Genomic DNA, 18,369 nt, shown 5'->3' with positions numbered 1-18,369 from the left:
CTGACGGGGTGTTCATCTGGTGGCTCCGGCGGGCGGGGCGGTCGCTCCGGCGGGCGGGGCGAGGGCGGCCTGGGCGGCGGGGACGCCGCCCGGCGGGATCGAGGAACCCGCCTGGGCGCCGATCGGGGTGCCGGAGACAGCGTGCACCGCCGCGGGGTCCAAGTCGAACAGCTCGCGCAGGGCCTCCGCGTAGGAGGCCCCGCCGGGTTCGGCGGCGAGCTGCTTGACCTTGACGGTGGGGGCGTGCAGCAGTTTGTCGACCACCCGGCGGACGGTCTGCGAGATCTCCGCGCTGGAGCGCTCGTCCAGGTCCGGCAGCCGGGAGGTGAGCCGGGCGAGTTCGCCACGGACCACCTCGGAGGCCATGGCCCGCAGGGCGACCACGGTGGGGGCGATCCGGGCGGCGCGCTGGGCCTGGCCGAAGGCGGTGACCTCGTCCGCGACGATGGTGGCCACGGCGTCCACGTCGCCGGCGCCGGGGGTGGCGGCGTGCGCGTGCGAGAGGCTCTCCAGGTCGACCAGCAGGGCGCCGTCCAGCTCGCGCACGGCGTGGTCGACGTCCCGGGGCATGGCCAGGTCGAGGAAGGCCAGCGGGGAGGCGGCGGTGCGGGCGGCCGTGTTTTCTCGACTCGCCTCCGGGCGCTCTGACCCGGCGTCGACGCTCCTCGCTCCGGCACTTCCTCCTTCGTCGGTCGCTTGTCGCTCGTCGCTTTCGACACCGGCGCGCCCTTCGGCTCGCGAGCGCCGTACGGCGATGGCGGCGGCGACCTCGGCGGCGTCGATGACGGTGCCGGCCGCGCCGGTGCAGGAGATCACCAGGTCGACGTCGGCGAGCGCCTGCGGGACCTTCGCGAGGTCCAGGGTGCGGGCGGTGCCGCCGAGGATCTCCACCAGCCGCTGGGCGCGGGCCGGGGTGCGGTTGGCGATCAGCAGGTCGGTGACGCCGGAGCGGACCAGGGTGGCGGCGGCCAGCGAGCTCATCGAGCCCGCGCCGACCACCAGGGCGCGCTTGCCGGCCACCGGGCCGGCCCCGGCGGCGACCTGCTCCAGGCCGAAGGTGACCAGCGACTGCCCGGCCCGGTCGATGCCGGTCTCGCTGTGCGCCCGCTTGCCGACCCGCAGGGCCTGCTGGAACAGCTCGTTCAGGCCGCGGCCCGCGGTGTGCTCCTCCTGCGCCTTGGCCAGCGCGTCGCGCAGCTGGCCGAGGATCTGGCCCTCGCCGACGACCATCGAGTCCAGTCCGCAGGCCACCGAGAACAGGTGGTGGACGGCCCGGTCCTCGTAGTGCACGTACAGGTGGGGGGTGAGCTCGTCGAGGTCGACGCCGCTGTGCCCGGCGAGCAGTTGGGACAGCTCGGCGACGCCCGCGTGGAACTTGTCCACGTCGGCGTACAGCTCGATCCGGTTGCAGGTGTTGACCAGCGCGGCCTCGCCGACGGTCGCCGAGGCGGCCGCCTCGTGCAGCACCCGGGTCGGGCTGTCGCCGGTGAGCGCCGCGCGCTCCAGCACGCCGACCGGCGCGGTCCGGTGGCTCAGACCGACTACCAGAAGACTCATGCCCCCACCTCGTCGTGACGGATGTTCGTGCTCACGCCGGCATCACCGCGGACAGGTCGTCGTCCGGGCCGCCCTTGGCGGCGGGGGCGCCCTTGGCGGCGGGGGCGCCCTTGGCCTGCTCGGCCTTGCCGCCGGCGGCCCGGCGCAGCTTGGCGGCCGCGGCCCGGACCGGGCCGGGGGCGCGGTCGAGCACCGAGTCGCCCGCGGACGGCTCGTCGCCGGCCTTGCGCTGCTCGTGGAAGGCGAGGATCTGCAGCTCTATCGACAGGTCGACCTTGCGCACGTCCACCCCGTCCGGCACGGTCAGCACGGTCGGGGCGAAGTTCAGGATGCTGGTCACGCCGGCCTCCACCAGCCGGTCGCAGACCTGCTGGGCGGCGCCGGGCGGGGTGGTGATCACGCCGATGGAGACCTGCTGGGTGGCGACGATCTCCTCCAGCTCGTCCATGTGCCGCACGGGCAGGCCCGCGGCGGTGCTGCCCACCACCTGCGGGTCGGCGTCCAGCAGGGCGGCCACCCGGAACCCGCGGGAGGCGAAACCGCCGTAGTTGGCGAGGGCGTGGCCCAGGTTGCCGATGCCGACGATGACGACCGGCCAGTCCTGGGTGAGGCCCAGCTCGCGGGAGATCTGGTAGACGAGGTACTCCACGTCGTAGCCGACGCCGCGGGTGCCGTAGGAGCCCAGGTAGGAGAAGTCCTTGCGGAGCTTCGCCGAGTTCACCCCGGCGGCGGCGGCCAGCTCCTCGGAGGAGACGGTCGGGACCGAGCGCTCGGAGAGCGCGGTCAGGGCCCGCAGGTAGAGCGGGAGGCGGGCCACGGTCGCCTCCGGGATGCCCCGCGCACGCGAGGGCCTGCGCGCGGCGCCCTGGTCGGGCGTCTGCGAACTGCTGGGTGAGGGTCGGCCGATTGCCACGTTGCTCCTGTGGGTGAAGCTGGGCTTGGACCGCCAGGCTATGCGTTTGTGAACGTGTGCACAAAGATGGTGTCCGATTTGTCCCCGAACAGTGACACGCATCACTCGTCGCCCGCCGAACCGGTCAGCGCCCGCGGGCCCTCCGCCCCGGCCGGCCACGGCCCCGGCGGCGCCACCCGGCACCGCAGCGGGGCCTCCGCCCGGGAGCGCGCCGACCCGGCCGGGCCCAACCGCGGCCACGGCACCGCGGGCCCGGCGGGGGCGGCCGGCAGCCGGACGTCCGCGCAGCCCGTCCGACGGCAGTGCCGCAGCAGCTCGACCGTCGCCCGCGCGTCGCCCAGCGCGGTGTGCGCCGGGAACCGGCCCAGCCCGGCCGCCTCCACGCACGCGGACAGGCCGAACCCGCCCGCCTCCGGCAGCATCCGGCGGGCGATGCGCATCGTGCACAGCAGCGGCACCGGCGGCAGCGCCACCCCGATCCGGGCGAACTCGCGCTCCAGGAACGCCCGGTCGCAGGTCACGTGGTGGCCCACCAGCACCCGGCCGGCCAGCAGCTCCAGCAGCCGCGGCGCGATCTGCCGGAACTTCGGCGCGCCCTCGACGTCGCCCTGCGCTATCCCGTGCACGTGCGTCGGTCCGACCGGGCCGGCCGGGTCGAGCAGGGTGGCGAACTCCCGCTCGGTGCGCAGCGCGGCGTCCAGCTGCACCACGGCGACCTCGACCACCCGGTGGCGCCAGGGGCTGCGACCGGTGGCCTCGACGTCGACGACGGCGTAGCCGCTCATCGCGCCCTCCTCTTGCACGGCCCCCGGCGGACACGGAAACCGTTCGATCGTAAGCCGAGAAGTGAGGGAACTCCTAGGCCGATCTTCATCGGGCGTTCACGAAGCACCGTTGCCGCGGGAGGGGCGGGCGGCGGATCCGGCGGCGGGGCGGGCAGGAGGCGGGGCCGGCCGGGGGTGGCGGGCTAGGCGCCCAGCGCCTTGCGGAGCCGGGCCTCGTCGACCCGCCAGAAGTCGTGCTGGCGGCCGTCGACCAGGGTGACCGGGATCTGCTCGGCGTACTGCGCGTAGAGGGCCGGGTCCTGGAGGACGTCCTTCTCCTCGAAGGACGCGCCCAGCTCGGCGGTGACCCTGAGGATCACCGCGCGGGCGTCCTCGCAGAGGTGGCAGCCGGGCTTGCCGATCAGGGTGACGGTGGTGTCGGCGGGGTTCTTCCCCGCGCGTCGCAGCAGGCTCACCGGTTCATTGTGCCGCTCGTCGCGCCGCCGCCCGTTCACTGCCCGGGCACTCCTCGGTCACGGGGCCGGGCGGGCGCGCTGACTATGCTCGTCGCATGGCCGCGCTACGAAGGCTCACCCAGTCAAGGCGTTCCACCGACGACCGGACCGCCCTGGCGGCCGAGGCCGCCGCCGACGCCGCCAGCGCCCAGCTCGCGCCGGAGCCGTCGAAGGCCCCCGAGGCGCCGGCGGGCGACCACACGCCGGAGCCCGGGGACGTCCGGGCCGCCGCGTTCTTCGACTGCGACAACACGATCCTGCGCGGCGCGGCGATCTTCTACCTCGGGGTCGGGCTGTACCGGCGGCGGTTCTTCTCCCGCCGCGACCTGGCCCGGTTCGCCTGGCAGCAGGCGGCGTTCCGGCTGCGCGGCGCGGAGAATCCGGAGCACATCGCCGACGCCCGGGACAGCGCGCTCGGACTGGTGGCCGGCAAGCGCACCGCGGACCTGGAGCGGATCTGCGAGGAGATCTTCGAGCCGGTGCTGGCCGAGAAGGTCTGGCCGGGCACCCGGGCGCTGGTGCAGATGCACCTGGACGCCGGGCAGCGGGTGTGGCTGGTGACCGCCGCGCCGCAGGAGGTGGCCCGGCTGATCGCGCGCCGGCTGGGCATGACCGGCGCGCTCGGCACCGTCGCGGAGACCCGGGACGGCGAGTACACCGGCCGGCTGGTCGGCGGGATGCTGCACGGCCCGGCCAAGGCCGCCGCGGTGCAGGCGCTGGCCCGCCGCGAGCACCTGGACCTGGCGCGCTGCGCGGCGTTCAGCGACTCCGCCAACGACATCCCGATGCTGAGCCTGGTCGGCCACCCGTACGTGATCAACCCGGACGGGGAGCTGCGCCGGCACGCCCGGGCGATGGGCTGGCGGGTGCGGGACTTCCGGACCGGGCGGAAGGCGGCCCGGATCGGCGTCCCGGCGGCGGCCGGGCTGGGCGTGCTGGTGGGGGCGGCCGCGGCGGCGGTCGCGGTGCACCGCCGGCAGCGGGCCTGACGCCGCGCCGGCACCGGGGCGACGCGGCGCCACCGCAGCGACGCGTCGGTCCGGCGTCAACGCGGCGCCGCACCCGGCGTCAACGCGGCGCCGCCGACACGCCCCCCGGCGGGTGGTCGTGCACGTCAGCGGGGGTGAACCCGCTCCGGGCGGGCGGCGGTTCGGGAACGTCCGGCCCTGACCGGAACTGATCGTTCGGCAGACGGGCAAAGTCATGGGTTGGGGCGGCCGGTAGCGGGGAAACCCGGCCCGCGCACCGGTGTTCGGTCACCCGATGTGCACAAGTGGTCACATTGAGCCGGATGGATGGCGCCAACTCCGGTCATCGACAGGTGAATATCCGCAAGAAGTGGACCTCAATCGACCACTTCGACCACGCGGTGTAGCTGTCATTGCACAAAGCGTTATTCTCTCCTGGATGCACCCCGCCCGCAGCGTCCCCGTGACGGGCGGTCCGTGCGGCGTGCTCTCCGCACAGGCGGAGGTGATCCGTCCACAGTTCTGCCTCTGGGAGTCCCGTGTACCCACCCGTCCGGAACGACGCGCCAGCCGCCTCCCGCCCGTCGACCGCCACTCTGCGCCGCGGTGTGCGCCTGGAACGGCTGTGGGCCGCGATCCGCGAGTTCGAACTGGCCGTCCCGCAGCCCGCGGTGGCCGGCCCCGCGTTCGCCGCGCCCGCCCCGGCCGCGTTCGCCGCGCCGCTGCTGCGCTCGACCACGACCGGCTCCGCCGGCGGCGGAACCTCCGGCAGCACCCCCGCCACCGGTCCGCGCGGCCGCGCCGTGCCCGCCCCCGGCAGCCGCGGCCGCTCCCGCAGCGCGCCCGCCGGTCCCGGCTACGACACCGAGCACAACCCGGTGGTGGAGCTGGTCGAGCGGGCCCAGAACGGCGAGAGCGAGGCCTTCGGCCGGCTCTACGACCACTACGCCGACACCGTGTACCGGTACATCTACTACCGGGTCGGCAGCCGGGCCACCGCCGAGGACCTGACCAGCGAGACCTTCCTGCGCGCGCTGCGCCGGATCGGCACCTTCACCTGGCAGGGCCGCGACTTCGGCGCCTGGCTGGTGACCATCGCCCGCAACCTGGTGGCCGACCACTTCAAGTCCAGCCGGTTCCGGCTGGAGGTCACCACCGGCGAGATGCTCGACTCCAACGAGTGCGAGCGCAGCCCCGAGGAGTCGGTGCTGGAGTCGCTCTCCAACGCCGCCCTGCTGGACGCGGTGCGCCGGCTCAACCCGCAGCAGCAGGAGTGCGTCACGCTGCGCTTCCTGCAGGGCCTGTCGGTCGCCGAGACGGCCCGGATCATGGGCAAGAACGAGGGCGCCATCAAGACGCTGCAGTACCGGGCGGTGCGCACGCTGGCCCGCCTGCTGCCGCCGGACGCCAGGTGAACCGCCGACCGTGGACGCGATAGCCCACGGGCCGTCGTCGCGCCCGCCGGCGCCCGACGGGCCGTCAACCCGCTCCGGGCACAGGCACGTCCGGGTGAAGCGGCGGTCATCTGCTCTGCTTAATACGCCAGGGGGGTCGTGCGTAACCGACTCCGGACACCGCTCGTTGGCCAGCGTGCAATCCGCCACCGGGCCCGCGGTCAAGCGGGAACTCGAACTGTCACCCGATGGTGTGGTTTCGGCCTGTCGGGACAACCAACCGGTGGGCCACGGTGTCGAAAACGACGAAGGGAGGTGTGGCCCGTGACGGCAAACGTGCTGGAGCACCGGCGGGCGAAGTCCTTCGCCGAGGCGCTGGAGGCCCACCAGAGTGACCACCGGAGCAGCGGCTCGCACCGGGCAGGCTCCGCCGCCATGACCGAGCTCCTCGCGACGGCCGACGCGCTCGGCGCGGTCCCCGCCCCCGAGCTCAGCGCCGAGGCGCGGACGGTCCAACGTGCCCAGCTGATGGCCGCGTTCGAGCAGGAGTGGGCCGGTGGCGCCCCCACCGCGGTCCTGCCCGCCCAGCGCGGTCGGCGCGCCCAGCGCACCCGCTGGGGCCGCCGCCTGGCCATCGGCGGCCTGGTCGCCGGCGTCGCGGTCGGCGGGTTCGCCGGGGCCGCCGCCGCCTCCACCAACGCCCTCCCCGGCGACGCCCTGTACGGCATGAAGCGCGGCCTGGAGGGGCTGCGCCTCGACTGGGCGGACAACGACACCGAGCGCGGCGCGCTGCTGCTCCAGCAGGCGTCCACCCGCCTCGACGAGGCGCAGTCGCTGCTCGGCCGCTCCGACGGCCCGACCGCGCTCAGCCCCGCCACGGTCGACCAGGTCCGCCGCGCGCTCGACGACATGCACGCCGAGGCGCTGCGCGGCCGGGACCTGCTGCGCGCCGTCTACCGCACCAACGGCTCGCTCACCCCGATGCGCCAGCTCGCCGGCTTCGCCGGGGAGGACCAGCGCTGGTCGGTCCTGCAGTCCAGGCTCCCGTCCGGGCTGAGCAGCCAGGCCACCAAGGTCGACCAGCTCTTCGACGACATAAGCGAGGACGTCGCGCCGCTCAGGCTGGAGCAGACCCCCGGCCAGGGCGGCAGCGGCGGCAGCGGGAGCACCGCCGGGAGCGGCGGGGACGGCGGCAGCAGCGCCGGCACCGGCACCGGTACGGGGCAGCAGCCGCTGCTGCCCGGCACCGGGGCGTCCGGCGGCGCGAGCGGCGGCCACGCGCCGGGCGCCGTCCCGTCCGTGCGGGTCACGCCGCCGCCCGGCGCGGCCACCTCGGGCGGGCTCGGCGACCTGTTGGGCGGCCTGACCGGCACCGGGGCCTCCCCCGCCGCGACCGGCTCCCCGGCGGCCTCCGGCGGCGCCGCCCCGGCGGCCCCCTCGGGCTCCCCGTCCGCGCCCGCCCAGGGCGCGGTGCCGGGCATCACCCTGCCGCCGCTCATCCCGGGCCTGCTGCCGGGGCTGACGCTCGACTGAGGGCGCGTCGGCCGGGGGGCGGGGGGAGCCGGACGGCTCCCCCCGCCCCCCGGCCAGTGGGTCACCCGAAGACGGAGCGCCGCTGCACCAGCAGCTTGTACAGCGTGTGCTGGATGGTCTCCCGGACCTGGTCGGTGAGGTTGAAGACCAGCATCGGGTCCTCCGCCGCGTCCTTCGGGTAGCTGTCGGTGGGGATCGGCTCGCCGAACTGGATGGTCCACTTGGTGGGCAGCGGGATCGCGCCGAGCGGGCCGAGCCAGGGGAAGGTGGGCGTGATCGGGACGTAGGGCAGGCCGAGCAGGCGTGCCAGGGACTTGAAGTTGCCGATCATGGGGTAGGTCTCCTCGGCCCCGACGATCGAGCAGGGCACGATCGGGACGCCGGCCCGCAGCGCGGAGGCGACGAAGCCGCCCCGGCCGAAGCGCTGGAGCTTGTAGCGGTCGGCGAAGGGCTTGCCGATGCCCTTGAAGCCCTCGGGCCAGACGCCGACCACCTCGCCGCGCTCCAGCAGGGTCTGGGCGTCCTCGTTGCAGGCCAGGGTGTGTCCGGCCTTGCGGGCGAGCTCGTTGACCACGGGGAGGACGAAGACCAGGTCAGCGGCGAGCATCCGCAGGTGGCGGTCGGCGTGGTCGTGGACGGCGACCTGGGTCATCAGGGCGTCCAGCGGGATGGTGCCGGAGTGGTTGGCGACGATCAGCACGCCGCCCTCGGCGGGGATGTGCTCGGTGCCGCGGACCTCGATCCGGAAGTACTTCTCGGCGAGCGGCCGCAGCAGGGCGAGGAAGACCTCCTCGGTGAGCTCCCGGTCGAAGCCGAAGTCGTCGACCTCGTAGTCGCCGGTGAGCCGGCGGCGCAGGAAGCCGAGGCCGTGGGCGGCCCGCTCCTCCCAGCCCCTGCCGAGGACCCGGGTGGCGGTGGCGCCGAGCTGTCCGGCGAGGGCCGCGCCGACGCCGTCGGCGATCCGGTCGGCGAGGGCGGGCCGCGGCTCCGGGCCGCTCCAGCTGGGGGCGGACTCGATCGGGATGACCTTGGCCGCCGGGTCGGCGGACTCCCGGGCGGCTGTCATCGCGGCCTCAACTCCTGGGTCTCGGTGGGGTGGTGGTCGTCGAGCAGGCCGGCCAGCCGGTCGGTGACGGCGGTCAGCCGCTCGGGCGGCAGCGGGCCGGGCGGGCAGTGCGCGACGAAGTCGGCGAAGGTCTCCGGGGTGGTCCGGCGCGGGCTCCAGCCGAGCCGTTCGCGCAGCCGGGCGGTGTCCACCACCCGTCCGTGGGTGAGCAGTTGGAGCTGTTCCTGGGAGAAGGCGCGGTCCGCGGGGGCGGCCAGCCGCCGGGTCAGCCGGGCGACCAGGCCGAGCGCGGGCCGCAGCAGCGGGACGGTGGGGCGGCCGAGCCGGCGGGCGCACTGGGAGAGCAGCAGGACGCCGTCCCCGGCGACGTTGTAGGTGCCGGGGGGCGCGCCGAGGACGGCCAGCCGCAGCGCCTCCAGGGCGTCGTCCTCGTGGACGAACTGGAGCCGGGGGTCGTGGCCGAAGGCGGTGGGCAGCACCGGGAGGCGGAAGTACGCGGCGAGCGGGGTGTCGCCGTCCGGGCCGAGGATGTTGGCGAAGCGCAGCACGGTGACCGCGACGTCGGGGCGGCGGCGGGCGAAGCCGCGGACGTAGCCCTCGACCTCGGCGGCGTCCCGGGCGAAGCCGCCGGGGGGCAGCGCCTTGGGCTGGGTCAGCTCGCCGAAGATGGCCGGGTCGCGGGGCGCGGAACCGTAGACGGCGGTGGTGGACTTGACCACCAGCCGGGCCAGCCCGGGGGCCTGCTGGCAGGCGCCGAGCAGCTGCATGGTGCCGATGACGTTGCTCTCCTTCACCGCGGCCCGGCCGCCGTGGCCGAGCGCGGTGACGTTGAGGTGCACGACGGTGTCGACCCCGTGCTCGGCGATCACCCGGGCGACCGCGGGGCGCCGCGGGTCGACCCGGGCGTACCGGACGCCGGGCGGGAGTCCGGGCGGCGGCGGGACGGCGTCCACCCCCACCACCCGGTCCACCTCGGGCCGTTCGGCGATCCGCTCGGCGAAGCGCGCGCCGAGCGGGCGCGCCACGCCGGTGACGAGCACGACCTTGCCCACGCTGCCCCGTCCTCCCTGGATGCCCACCCTGCGTCTGCACCGTACCGCGCGGAGGACACCCGGGCTGAAACGCCACTGCCCGCCCCGGAAATCAATCCGGGACGGGCAGGACGGAAACCTGGCGACGCGAGGCGACCGCAGGCGGTGTTACTTCTTGTTGCGACGCTGCACGCGAGTGCGCTTCAGAAGCTTGCGGTGCTTCTTCTTGGCCATACGCTTGCGACGCTTCTTGATGACAGAGCCCACGGAACATTCCTCGCTCACTCGGACCCGCGCCCGTGAGAGAACGGGAGTCCATACGACTGACGGAGGCCCTAGCCTACCGTCCACCTCGCGTTTGCCGTAATCGGTGCCCGTGGTGGTGGTGAGCTACGCGCTTTCGAGCCGCACGTAGGACTCCTGGAGGTACTCGTGCACCTTCTGCTCGGGCACCCGGAAGGAGCGGCCGACCCGGATGGCCGGAAGCTCGCCGCTGTGCACCAGACGGTAGACCGTCATCTTCGACACCCGCATCACCGAGGCGACCTCGGCCACGGTCAGGAAGACGACATCCTGCAGGGGACGCTCGCCGGAACTCATGACCCATCACCGACCCTTACCCGTGTGCAAGGCACCGGCTTCCCCTCCGGTGACTCCACCGGCACACGTGTATCCCCAGAGTAGTTATGCATGGTACGGGTGGGAAGAGGGGGGCCGTCACCTGTTGTACGGTGCGAGATCCGCCCGTTGCAGTACGTAGTCGCTCAGCGGAACGTAGCAGCTCGGCGCGGAGCCGTCCTCCAGCGGGACGACCACCTCCACCAGGCCGTCCGCCTCGGCGGCGAACGGGGCGACGTCGTTGCAGTCCGCGACGCCGCCGGCCGGGATGCCGAGGCGGCCCGCGCCGCAGAGCCAGCCGTGGTCGCCCAGGACCAGGTCGGGCGGGGGGTGTCCGGCGTCGGCGAGGGCGGTCAGGGCGAGCCGGACGGGCAGCGGGGAGTGGGTGTGCGCGAGGTCGCCGGGGCCCGGGCGGCCGGGCCCGTCGGGGCCGTCCAGGGCGCGCACCACCAGGACGCCGTCGAGTACGTCGAGGTAACGGGGGCGCTCGCCCTCGGGGGTGGGCTCGCGGAAGCGCGCCCCGCGCGCGGGGGTGTGCACGGTGCAGCCGGCCGCTTCGAGCGCCTCGGCCAGCGCGCGGTGGAAGCCGGCCAGCTTGGTGGGGTGGCCGGTGCCGGCCAGCACGCTGCCGCGCCGGTCGGCGGTGCGGCGCAGCAGGGCGGCGAGGCGGTCCAGGGCGTCGAGGGTGCGGTCGGGGTCGATGGAGTCCGGGCCCCGGGTGTGGCGCGGGTCGGGGTTCACCCCGACGCGTGCGGCCATCAGCCGCAGCACGGCGGCCTCGTCGCGGCGGGGCTCCGGCTCCAGTCCCATCAGGGCCTTGGGGTCGCCCTGGGCGAACAGCCGGTAGTGGCGCAGGTTGTTCTGCCGGGGGGTGGGGACCTCGGGGCCGGCCAGGCGGTGCTTGACCAGGTAGGCGCGCAGCTCGGCACGGGTGGTCCGGGCGGGCCGGGCGGTCACGGGATCAGCCCGTGCTGCGGCAGGACGGCCCGGCGGGCGGCCAGGATCGCCTGGTCGAGCCGGTCCGCCGGGTCGTAGCCGCCGTCCTGGAAGTCGGACCAGTGCGGGGTGGCGCCGTCGGTCATCCGCAGCGGGGCGGGGCGGCGGGTGAGCCGGTACACCTCGGCGCGCCACGCCTCGGGCGTCTCGGTGGCCGGGTCGACGGGGTGGCCGGCGGCGGTGGCCACCAGGTGCGTCCAGGTGCGGGGCACCACGTCGACCACCGCGTACCCGCCGCCGCCGGTGGCAATCCAGCGGCCGTCGGCGTGCTCGTGGGCGAGGCGGTGGACGGCCTCGGCGATCAGCCGCTGGGCGTCGACGGTGACGGCGAGGTGGGCCAGCGGGTCCTCGACGTGGGTGTCGGCGCCGTGCTGGCTGACGATCACCTGCGGGCGGAACGCGGCCAGCAGTTCCGGCACCAGCGCGTGGAAGGCGCGCAGCCAGCCGGCGTCGCCCGTCCCGGCGGGCAGCGGGAGGTTGGCGGCGGTGCCCTCGGCGTCCGGGCCGCCGGTCTCGGTGGCCCAGCCGGTCTGCGGGAACAGCGTGGCCGGGCTCTCGTGCAGCGAGACGGTCAGCACCCGGGGGTCGTTCCAGAACGCCTGCTGCACGCCGTCGCCGTGGTGGACGTCCACGTCGACGTAGGCGATCCGCTCGGCGCCGAGTTCGAGCAGCCGGGCGATGGCCAGCGCCGGGTCGTTGTAGACGCAGAACCCGGACGCCCGCCCGGGCATCGCGTGGTGCAGCCCGCCCGCGAAGTTGACGGCGTGCGGGGTCTCCCCGCGCCAGACCGCCTCGGCGGCGGCCACCGACTGGCCGGCGATCAGCGCGGACGCGGTGTGCAGCCCCGGGAACGCCCAGTTGTCGTCCGTCCCTAGCCCGTGCGCGGCGTCGACGGCGGACGGGTCGGCGGCGGCCCGCTTCACCGCCGCCACGTACTCGGCGGTGTGCACCAGCCGCAGCGTCGAGTCCCCCGCGGCCGGTGCCGAACGCACCGTCACGGACGGCCGCGCCGCCAGCCCCAGTGACTCGACCAGCCGCATCGTCAGCGCCAGGCGCGTCGGGTCCATCGGGTGCCCGGGCCCGAAGTCGTATCCGGTCTCTGCCTCGTCCCAGAACAGGTGCAGGCCGCAGGTGGTTTCCGCCATGGCCCCCACCGTATCGGGACCGCCCCCGGCACCCGGTCCGCTCCGGGCGGTTTCGCGGGCGGCGCCGCCGTCGCGGGAGGGCGGGGCGGCGGCCCCGGCGGCCACCGGCCCCTCCCCGCCCCGCGATTGTCACGCTCCGCGCCCCGGGCGTCGCGGAACGGTACCGGCCTGGGCGGGAGGGGCACGCGCCGGCCGGGAGCCGGAACGCGGCGGAACTCCGCGTCCCGTCGCACGGCACGCGTGCACCACGGAGAGGGGGGAGGACGGCCATGGCCTTCCGGAAGCGGCGCCCGGCCCCGGGCGCCCGCCAGTTCTACGGGTCCGAGGTCCTGCGGCTCCGGGAGGAGCACGGCTGGTCGCCGGACCGCCTGGCCGCCGAGACGCACTGCCCCGCCACCGTCCTGTTCCGGGTGGAGACCGGGGAGCACCGCGTGCCCGACGGCCTGTCCGAGGAGTTGGACCGGGTGTTCGCGACGGACGGCCGCTTCGTGCGGCTGCTGCCCCTGGCCCGGCAGGAGGACCATCCCGCGAAGTACCGGGAGATCCTGGCCCTCGCCGACCGGGCCGAGCTGGACGAGTCCTACAGCCCCGGCATCCACGGCCTGCTCCAGACCGGGGCGTGCGCCCGGCACATCCTGCGCTCCGGCCTCCCCCACGGCCCGGAGGAGGAGGTCGAGCAGCGCGTGCGCGCGGCTCGGACGGCAGGTCCGCCTGCACAACAGCGCGGAGTGCCGGTACCGGTTCATCCTCGACGAGAGCGCGATCCGCCGCCGGATCGGCAGCCGGGCCGAGATGGCCGAGCAGTTGCGCGCCGTCCTCGCGGCGGCCCGGCTCCCGAACGTCGCGGTGCAGGTGCTCCCCTTCTCCGCCGGCGCCCACTCCGAGACCGCGTCGCTCTGGCTCCTCGGGCTGGAGGACGGCCGGCAGATCGCCTACGAGGAGACCACCCGGGCCGGGACGGTCTCCGAAGGGGAGGGCGACGTCGCGGAACGCAGGGAGCTCTACGATCTGCTGAAGGCCCAGGCGCTGTCCGAGCAGTGGGATCAGTGCCGAGTGGGAAGGACTGGCCCACGATGGCCCGTGACGACCCCGCGCCGCCCGCCGGGCGCCGCTGGCGCAAGAGCAGCCACAGCAACTCCGACGGCGGCGGGTGCATCAAGGTGGACGACGCCGCCTTCGGCCACGTCCGCGACTCCAAGGACCCGCACGGTGCCCACCTGGAGTTCACCCCCACCGCCTGGGCGGCCTTCGTCACCGCCACCGCGACCGGCCGGTTCGACCCGGCCTGACCGCGTCGCCCGTCGCCCGTCGCCCGTCGCCCGTCGCCCGTCGCCCGTCGCCGAGAACGTCCGTCCCCGGGGAGGGCGTTCCGCCGTGCGGCCGGTCAGACCGGTTGGGCGGGGTCGTCGAGCCAGGCGTGCCAGCCGTCCGGGGTGACGGTGAGTCCGAGGCGTCCGGTCCCGGGCCGGCCCGCTTCGTGCCACCAGGCAAGGGCCCGCTCGAAGTCGTCCCAGAGGCGGCGACCGCCGTACTGGCGGACCAGGTGGGCGGTCTCGCCGTCGCGGAAGGTCGCTGCGGCCCAGGCCGGGACGGTGAGGGAGTAGAGCCACAGCGTCCGGGCGCCGTCCTCGTGGGGCTGGACGGCGTGGACGACGTCGCGCAGGCGCAGGCCGGCAGCGAGCGGGAACGGGTCGAACTTGCCGTGCCCGGGCAGCGTGGCGGTGGTGGTGCCCTCGGCGACCGTGCCTCCGTCGGCCGGGGCGTTCGGCCACCGCAGGCGTTGGGAGCGCATCTTCATGAACTCGACCGGCTGGAGGAACGGCCCGGTCGCGGTGCCGTCGCGGGCCACGGTGAGGCGGACCAGGGCGTCGGCGTTGGAGTAGTGGGTGCCGAAGGGAGCCAGGATCATCCCGCCGGGACGGGTCTGCTCGATCCACGGGCGCGGGATCTCCCGCAGCCCGTACGTCACCGTGATCCGGTCGTACGGGGCTCCGGGCGGATGGCCGAGCGCGCCGTCCCCGCACACGAGGTGCGGGCGGTGACCGGCGGCGTGCAGCGCGGCCCGGGCCCGGGCGGAGACCTGGGGGTCGATCTCGATGGTGGTCACGTTCGCGTCGCCGATCCGGTGGGCGAGCAGGGCGGCGTTCCAGCCCGTGCCGGTGCCCTGCTCCAGCACCCGCATCCCGGACTCGACCCGGAGGTCGTCCAGCATGGCGGCGACCAGGGACGGCTGTGAGGCGGAGCTGGTCGGCACCGTGCCGGGCTCGGTGCCCCGGTGCTCACCGTCGTCCCACTGGGTGACGATCGGGATGTCCGCGGCGGCGGCCGCCCGCCAGGTGCTCTCGTCGGCGGTCCGATCGAGGGGGCGGCTGGTGCCGGTGGCCATGTCGTACGCCCAGATGAGGTCCGGCAGGAACAGCGAGCGCGGCACGGCGGCGAAGGCCGGTGCCCATGCGGCGGCGACGGGGAAGGACCGCCCCGGCTCGGGGCGGTCCTCCTGCTCGGGTGCGAGCGTCACCTGCGGTGTCCGCCGTCTCCGGGCGGAGTCGTGCCGTCCGGAGACGGCGGTGCGGGCGGCGGCGTCCACGGCGTGCCGGGGTGCCCGTCTCCCCCGCTTCCGCCACCGCCTCCGTTGTCGTTCTCCACCTCGATGTCCATGCCGGCCTCCTTGCCGTTGCTGTCGAGGGTGTGGGACTTCGACGGTAGAGAGCGGTGCGAGCCGTCCTCAACGGGATTGCGGACGATTGCGGGGAATCACCCGAGGGCGTCGATCGCCGCGGTGACCAGCGCCCGGGCGGCGGCGCCGTGGACGGCCATCTTCGCGAGCTCGGCGAAGGCCCGGTGGTAGTCGGCGAGTTCGCGGGGCCGGGTCACCGTCACCTCGGCGGTCAGCGTCTCCACCGATGCCTGCGCGGTGTCGAACAGGTAGAACGCCTCCAGCGGCCACATCGTGCGCTGCGCGGTGGAGGGAATGACACCGACCGAGACGGCGGGCAGCGGCATCACGGCCAGGAGGTGGCCGAGTTGGTCGGCCATCGCGGCGGCGTCGCCGATGCGGTAGCGCAGCACGGTCTCCTCGATGAGGACGACGAAGCGGTGGCGTGGATCGTGCAGGAGTCGGCCGCGTTCGAGGCGGGCGGCGACCGCGGCGGCCACGTCGTCGGGGGTCTGCTGGAAGGCGGTGATGGCGTGCAGGAGGGCGGTGGCGTAGGCGGCGGTCTGGAGGAAGCCGGGGAGGACGTTGGAGACGTAGGCCCGGCACACCGAGGTCTCCTGGTGGCGCGTCAGCGACTCCTCCTGCGCCCGGCGCATTCCGGCGCGGTGTGCCTGCCGCCACTCCCGGTACATCAGCGCCACCGCGCGCAGCGTGGCGATCAGGTCGTCGGCCTGGTCGTTCGCGCCGCACGCCGCGCACCAGGCGCGCAGGTCGGACTCGGAGGGGACGGACTTGCCGGAGAGGATGCGGGAGGTCTTGGCGGGGTGCCAGCGGCAGCGGGCGGACAGGTCCTTGCCGTCGAGCCCGGCGTCCGACATCAGCTCGCGCAGGCGGACGGCGAGCGCGGCGCGGGCGGCCCGGATGCTGGACGACGGGGAGGCGGGCACGGCGGGGCTCGGCGCGGCGGGTCAGACGGTGTACTGCTCGTGCGGGACGGCGCGCTCCCACACCGCGTCGAACGCGGTGGTGCACAGCTTCACCACGGCCGGGTCCTCGGTGTAGGAGAAGCGCGGGTCGGCCCAGTCGCCGTCGCCGGTGAAGTGGTGGAAGCGCACCCGGCTGCTGTCGACCAGCCAGAAGTCCTCGCCGGGCAGCGCCAGGTCGCAGGTGTCGCGGCGGGCCAGCCAGCGGACCTCCTCACCGGCGGTGACGTTGACCCGGGTCATGGCGTGCAGGTAGCGGGTGTAGAGGGTGACCGGTTCGGAGACGATCCGGGCCCGGCGGATGACGACTCCCCGATCGGCCGCCTCGCGCACCATCCGGGTCCACTCGCGCCAGTACTCGGAGTCGGGGTCGAGGTCGGAGGCACCGGTCCGGCGGAAGCGCTCGACGGCGTCGGCCTCGTCCGGGACGCTGTAGGTGTCGCGCAGTTCCAGGTGCACCGCGGTGTGCCGGGCACCGCCGAGGAGTTGGTCAAAGTCCGGCGCGTTCAGCCACATCGCATGCCTCCCTCAGGATCCGCGCCATCCGGGCCGGGACGCGCACCACGGCCTCGCCCTCCGGAATCCCGGGGGTGTGGTCGGGCGCCCACGCGATCCGGGAGATCACGTCCAGCAGGTCCGCACCGGCGGTCCAGCCCTGGATGACGATCTCCCGGCTCTCCCGGTCCACCCACTCGGTCGGCGAGCCCTCTCTGCCCGTCTCCGGGTCGATCCCGATGAAATCCAGCTCCACCGCGCCCTCCGTCACCGAACCGGTTGTGGCCACTTGGGGCCCACCGTCCTCTTCCCGGGGGCGGGCCGTCAAGGGCGCGCGGTTGCGGGTGGGCGCGCACCGGCGGGCGGGCCCCGAGGTGGGGGAGGGCCGGGGCTCAGGCCGGTGTGCGGGCCGGGGCGGGTTGTTCGGCCGGGGCGGGGGCGAAGTGGGGGGCGAGCGGGAGGATGGCGAGGACGAGGAGCATGGGGGCGCAGAAGGCCCAGCGGTAGTCGGAGAGTTCGGCGAGGGCGCCGACCAGGGGGGAGCCGATCAGGAAGCCGACGTAGTTGAAGAGGTTGAGGCGGGCGACGGCGGCGTCGCTGGCGTGCGGGAAGAGGCGGCCGCCGGCGGCGAAGACCTGCGGGATGATCGCGCAGATGCCGAAGCCGAGGACGGTGAAGCCGAGGACGCCGGTCCAGGTGCCGGGGGCGAGGACGGCGATCAGGAAGCCCGCGCCGGCCACGGCGGTGCCGGTGCGGACCACGGGCAGGACGGTGAAGCGCTGGACGGCGCGGTCGCCGACGGCGCGGCCGAGCAGCATGGCGACCATGTAGCCGAGGTAGGAGAACTTGGCGAGGTCGTCGGGGCTGTGCAGGCCGTCGGTGAGGTACTTGACGCTGTAGTTGGAGACGGAGGCGTCGGCGATGTAGGCGAAGGCCATCACGGCGCACAGCGGGAGCAGCGGCTTCCAGGGGATGCGGCGGGCGGCGAGGGCGGCGGCCTCGCGGACGGCGTCGCCGAGTTCGGCGGGGCCGGCGAACCAGTGGCCGGCGATCAGCGCGGCGGGGACCAGGACGGCGGCGGCGCCGCCGAACAGCAGGGGCAGGCCGGTGTCCCGGTGCGCGCCGAGGGCGGCGAGGGCGGCGCCGAGGATGCCGCCGAGGCTGAACGCGGCGTGGAAGCCGATCATGATGCTGCGGCCGTAGCGGTGCTGGAGGCCGACGCCGAGCATGTTCATGGAGGCGTCGAGGGCGCCGACCAGCAGGCCGAACAGGCCGAGGGCGAGCGCGAGTTGCCAGAGCCGGGAGCCGAGGCCGGTGAGTGCGAGGGTGAGGCAGAGCGCGGGTTGGACGACCCGCAGGACGCCGCGGGCGGTGGTGCGCTCGACGAGCGTCTCGGAGGTGATCGAGCCGACCCCGGCCAGGATCGGGACGGCGGCGAGGAAGACCGGCAGCAGGCCGTCGCTGAGGCCGTAGCGTCTCTGCAAGTCGGTGATGCAGGTGACCAGCAGGGCGAAGGTGGTGCCCTGGAGGAAGAAGGAGACGGCCAGCGCGGCCCGGGCCCGCCGGAGCCGGGGCGTGGGGGCGGCCGTGGCCGTGACCTGCATCGGGACCTCGCTCACCACCGACGCTACCGGCCGGTACGCAACTGTTGGGCAGAGCGTAGGCGGTCGGCGGCGCCGGCGGGAGGGGTGCGGCGGGACCAGTTCGGCGGCGCCGGCCGACGGGGCGCGGCACG

General features: G+C 74.9%; 19 protein-coding genes and 2 pseudogenes. 6 read left to right on the top strand and 15 right to left on the bottom strand.

Going from position 1 to position 18,369, the window contains the following annotated elements; genetic code table 11:
• Window positions 1–12: 12 nt before the first annotated feature.
• From K353_RS26080 to K353_RS26065, 4 genes are all read right to left on the bottom strand, one after another.
• The gene (locus K353_RS26080) at window positions 13–1,557 is read right to left on the bottom strand and encodes a glutamyl-tRNA reductase (protein ID WP_111555973.1); all 1,545 of its coding nucleotides are present in this window, start codon (window positions 1,555–1,557) and stop codon (window positions 13–15) included.
• A gap of 31 nt (window positions 1,558–1,588) precedes the next feature.
• Window positions 1,589–2,464, bottom strand: coding sequence for a redox-sensing transcriptional repressor Rex (locus K353_RS26075; RefSeq protein WP_111556000.1), 876 nt, complete (start codon window positions 2,462–2,464; stop codon window positions 1,589–1,591).
• A gap of 107 nt (window positions 2,465–2,571) precedes the next feature.
• A complete protein-coding gene (locus K353_RS26070) occupies window positions 2,572–3,255 on the bottom strand; it encodes a 3'-5' exonuclease (protein WP_111555972.1) in 684 nt (227 codons plus the stop codon).
• 182 nt (window positions 3,256–3,437) lie between these two features.
• Entirely contained in the window at window positions 3,438–3,710 is a 273-nt protein-coding gene (locus K353_RS26065) for a glutaredoxin family protein (RefSeq protein ID WP_111555999.1), read from the bottom strand.
• A 95-nt stretch (window positions 3,711–3,805) separates the two neighbouring features.
• Between K353_RS26065 and K353_RS26060 the strand changes: the two genes are divergently transcribed.
• The 3 genes from K353_RS26060 to K353_RS34950 all read left to right on the top strand — a co-directional run bounded on the left by K353_RS26060 (window position 3,806) and on the right by K353_RS34950 (window position 7,644).
• Window positions 3,806–4,738 (top strand): HAD family phosphatase, encoded by a 933-nt coding sequence (locus K353_RS26060; protein ID WP_111555971.1) that lies wholly within the window; start codon window positions 3,806–3,808, stop codon window positions 4,736–4,738.
• A gap of 518 nt (window positions 4,739–5,256) precedes the next feature.
• Complete coding sequence (locus K353_RS26055) at window positions 5,257–6,132, top strand: ECF subfamily RNA polymerase sigma factor, BldN family (protein ID WP_370447657.1); 876 nt, start codon at window positions 5,257–5,259, stop codon at window positions 6,130–6,132.
• Window positions 6,133–6,435: 303 nt separating this feature from the next.
• Window positions 6,436–7,644, top strand: coding sequence for a DUF5667 domain-containing protein (locus tag K353_RS34950; RefSeq protein WP_199528249.1), 1,209 nt, complete (start codon window positions 6,436–6,438; stop codon window positions 7,642–7,644).
• 61 nt (window positions 7,645–7,705) lie between these two features.
• Here the strand turns inward: K353_RS34950 and K353_RS26040 are convergent, their stop codons facing one another.
• The 6 genes from K353_RS26040 to K353_RS26015 all read right to left on the bottom strand — a co-directional run bounded on the left by K353_RS26040 (window position 7,706) and on the right by K353_RS26015 (window position 12,500).
• A complete protein-coding gene (locus K353_RS26040; protein WP_111555969.1) occupies window positions 7,706–8,710 on the bottom strand; it encodes a lysophospholipid acyltransferase family protein in 1,005 nt (334 codons plus the stop codon).
• A complete protein-coding gene (locus K353_RS26035) occupies window positions 8,707–9,762 on the bottom strand; it encodes an NAD-dependent epimerase/dehydratase family protein (protein ID WP_111555968.1) in 1,056 nt (351 codons plus the stop codon). Before K353_RS26035 ends, K353_RS26040 begins: the two co-directional genes overlap by 4 nt.
• A 147-nt stretch (window positions 9,763–9,909) precedes the next feature.
• A complete protein-coding gene (locus K353_RS26030) occupies window positions 9,910–10,008 on the bottom strand; it encodes a 30S ribosomal protein bS22 (RefSeq protein ID WP_003948845.1) in 99 nt (32 codons plus the stop codon).
• Between the two features lie 123 nt (window positions 10,009–10,131).
• The gene (locus tag K353_RS26025; protein ID WP_014136488.1) at window positions 10,132–10,341 is read right to left on the bottom strand and encodes a helix-turn-helix domain-containing protein; all 210 of its coding nucleotides are present in this window, start codon (window positions 10,339–10,341) and stop codon (window positions 10,132–10,134) included.
• A 117-nt stretch (window positions 10,342–10,458) separates the two neighbouring features.
• Complete coding sequence (locus K353_RS26020) at window positions 10,459–11,316, bottom strand: phosphatase (protein WP_233533838.1); 858 nt, start codon at window positions 11,314–11,316, stop codon at window positions 10,459–10,461.
• A complete protein-coding gene (locus K353_RS26015; protein WP_111555967.1) occupies window positions 11,313–12,500 on the bottom strand; it encodes an acetoin utilization protein AcuC in 1,188 nt (395 codons plus the stop codon). The genes K353_RS26020 and K353_RS26015 overlap by 4 nt, the downstream gene beginning before the upstream one ends.
• A gap of 269 nt (window positions 12,501–12,769) precedes the next feature.
• Between K353_RS26015 and K353_RS37290 the strand changes: the two are divergent.
• The 3 genes and pseudogenes from K353_RS37290 to K353_RS26010 all read left to right on the top strand — a co-directional run.
• A pseudogene (locus K353_RS37290) lies at window positions 12,770–12,973 on the top strand (multiprotein-bridging factor 1 family protein); the annotation flags it as partial.
• A gap of 49 nt (window positions 12,974–13,022) precedes the next feature.
• Window positions 13,023–13,523 (top strand): annotated as a pseudogene (locus tag K353_RS37285) (DUF5753 domain-containing protein); the annotation flags it as partial.
• 50 nt (window positions 13,524–13,573) lie between these two features.
• Complete coding sequence (locus tag K353_RS26010; protein ID WP_111555966.1) at window positions 13,574–13,789, top strand: DUF397 domain-containing protein; 216 nt, start codon at window positions 13,574–13,576, stop codon at window positions 13,787–13,789.
• A gap of 95 nt (window positions 13,790–13,884) precedes the next feature.
• Here K353_RS26010 and K353_RS26005 read toward each other — a convergent pair whose 3' ends face one another.
• From K353_RS26005 to K353_RS25985, 5 genes are all read right to left on the bottom strand, one after another.
• The gene (locus tag K353_RS26005) at window positions 13,885–15,018 is read right to left on the bottom strand and encodes a methyltransferase domain-containing protein (RefSeq protein ID WP_111555965.1); all 1,134 of its coding nucleotides are present in this window, start codon (window positions 15,016–15,018) and stop codon (window positions 13,885–13,887) included.
• 236 nt (window positions 15,019–15,254) lie between these two features.
• Entirely contained in the window at window positions 15,255–16,103 is an 849-nt protein-coding gene (locus tag K353_RS26000) for a helix-turn-helix transcriptional regulator (protein WP_111555964.1), read from the bottom strand.
• A gap of 21 nt (window positions 16,104–16,124) precedes the next feature.
• Entirely contained in the window at window positions 16,125–16,655 is a 531-nt protein-coding gene (locus K353_RS25995) for a DUF6879 family protein (RefSeq protein ID WP_199528248.1), read from the bottom strand.
• Window positions 16,630–16,890, bottom strand: a complete 261-nt coding sequence (locus K353_RS25990) for a hypothetical protein (protein WP_111555997.1) — start codon at window positions 16,888–16,890, stop codon at window positions 16,630–16,632. Before K353_RS25990 ends, K353_RS25995 begins: the two co-directional genes overlap by 26 nt.
• 136 nt (window positions 16,891–17,026) lie before the next feature.
• Complete coding sequence (locus K353_RS25985) at window positions 17,027–18,238, bottom strand: MFS transporter (protein WP_111555995.1); 1,212 nt, start codon at window positions 18,236–18,238, stop codon at window positions 17,027–17,029.
• Window positions 18,239–18,369 lie beyond the last annotated feature (131 nt).

Origin of the sequence: Kitasatospora sp. SolWspMP-SS2h (genome assembly GCF_003259315.1) — a bacterium.
GTDB lineage: Bacteria > Actinomycetota > Actinomycetes > Streptomycetales > Streptomycetaceae > Kitasatospora > Kitasatospora fiedleri.
Note: the sequence above shows the minus strand (reverse complement) of the source record. Positions and strands in the feature narration are given on the sequence as shown.

Coding starts and splice junctions, on each gene's coding strand:
- K353_RS26080 (WP_111555973.1), bottom strand. CDS start 1,557: ATGAGTCTTCTGGTAGTCGGTCTGAGCCACCGGACCGCGCCGGTCGGC.
- K353_RS26070 (WP_111555972.1), bottom strand. CDS start 3,255: ATGAGCGGCTACGCCGTCGTCGACGTCGAGGCCACCGGTCGCAGCCCC.
- K353_RS26060 (WP_111555971.1), top strand. CDS start 3,806: ATGGCCGCGCTACGAAGGCTCACCCAGTCAAGGCGTTCCACCGACGAC.
- K353_RS26040 (WP_111555969.1), bottom strand. CDS start 8,710: ATGACAGCCGCCCGGGAGTCCGCCGACCCGGCGGCCAAGGTCATCCCG.
- K353_RS26025 (WP_014136488.1), bottom strand. CDS start 10,341: ATGAGTTCCGGCGAGCGTCCCCTGCAGGATGTCGTCTTCCTGACCGTG.
- K353_RS26015 (WP_111555967.1), bottom strand. CDS start 12,500: ATGGCGGAAACCACCTGCGGCCTGCACCTGTTCTGGGACGAGGCAGAG.
- K353_RS26010 (WP_111555966.1), top strand. CDS start 13,574: ATGGCCCGTGACGACCCCGCGCCGCCCGCCGGGCGCCGCTGGCGCAAG.
- K353_RS25995 (WP_199528248.1), bottom strand. CDS start 16,655: ATGTGGCTGAACGCGCCGGACTTTGACCAACTCCTCGGCGGTGCCCGG.
- K353_RS25985 (WP_111555995.1), bottom strand. CDS start 18,238: ATGCAGGTCACGGCCACGGCCGCCCCCACGCCCCGGCTCCGGCGGGCC.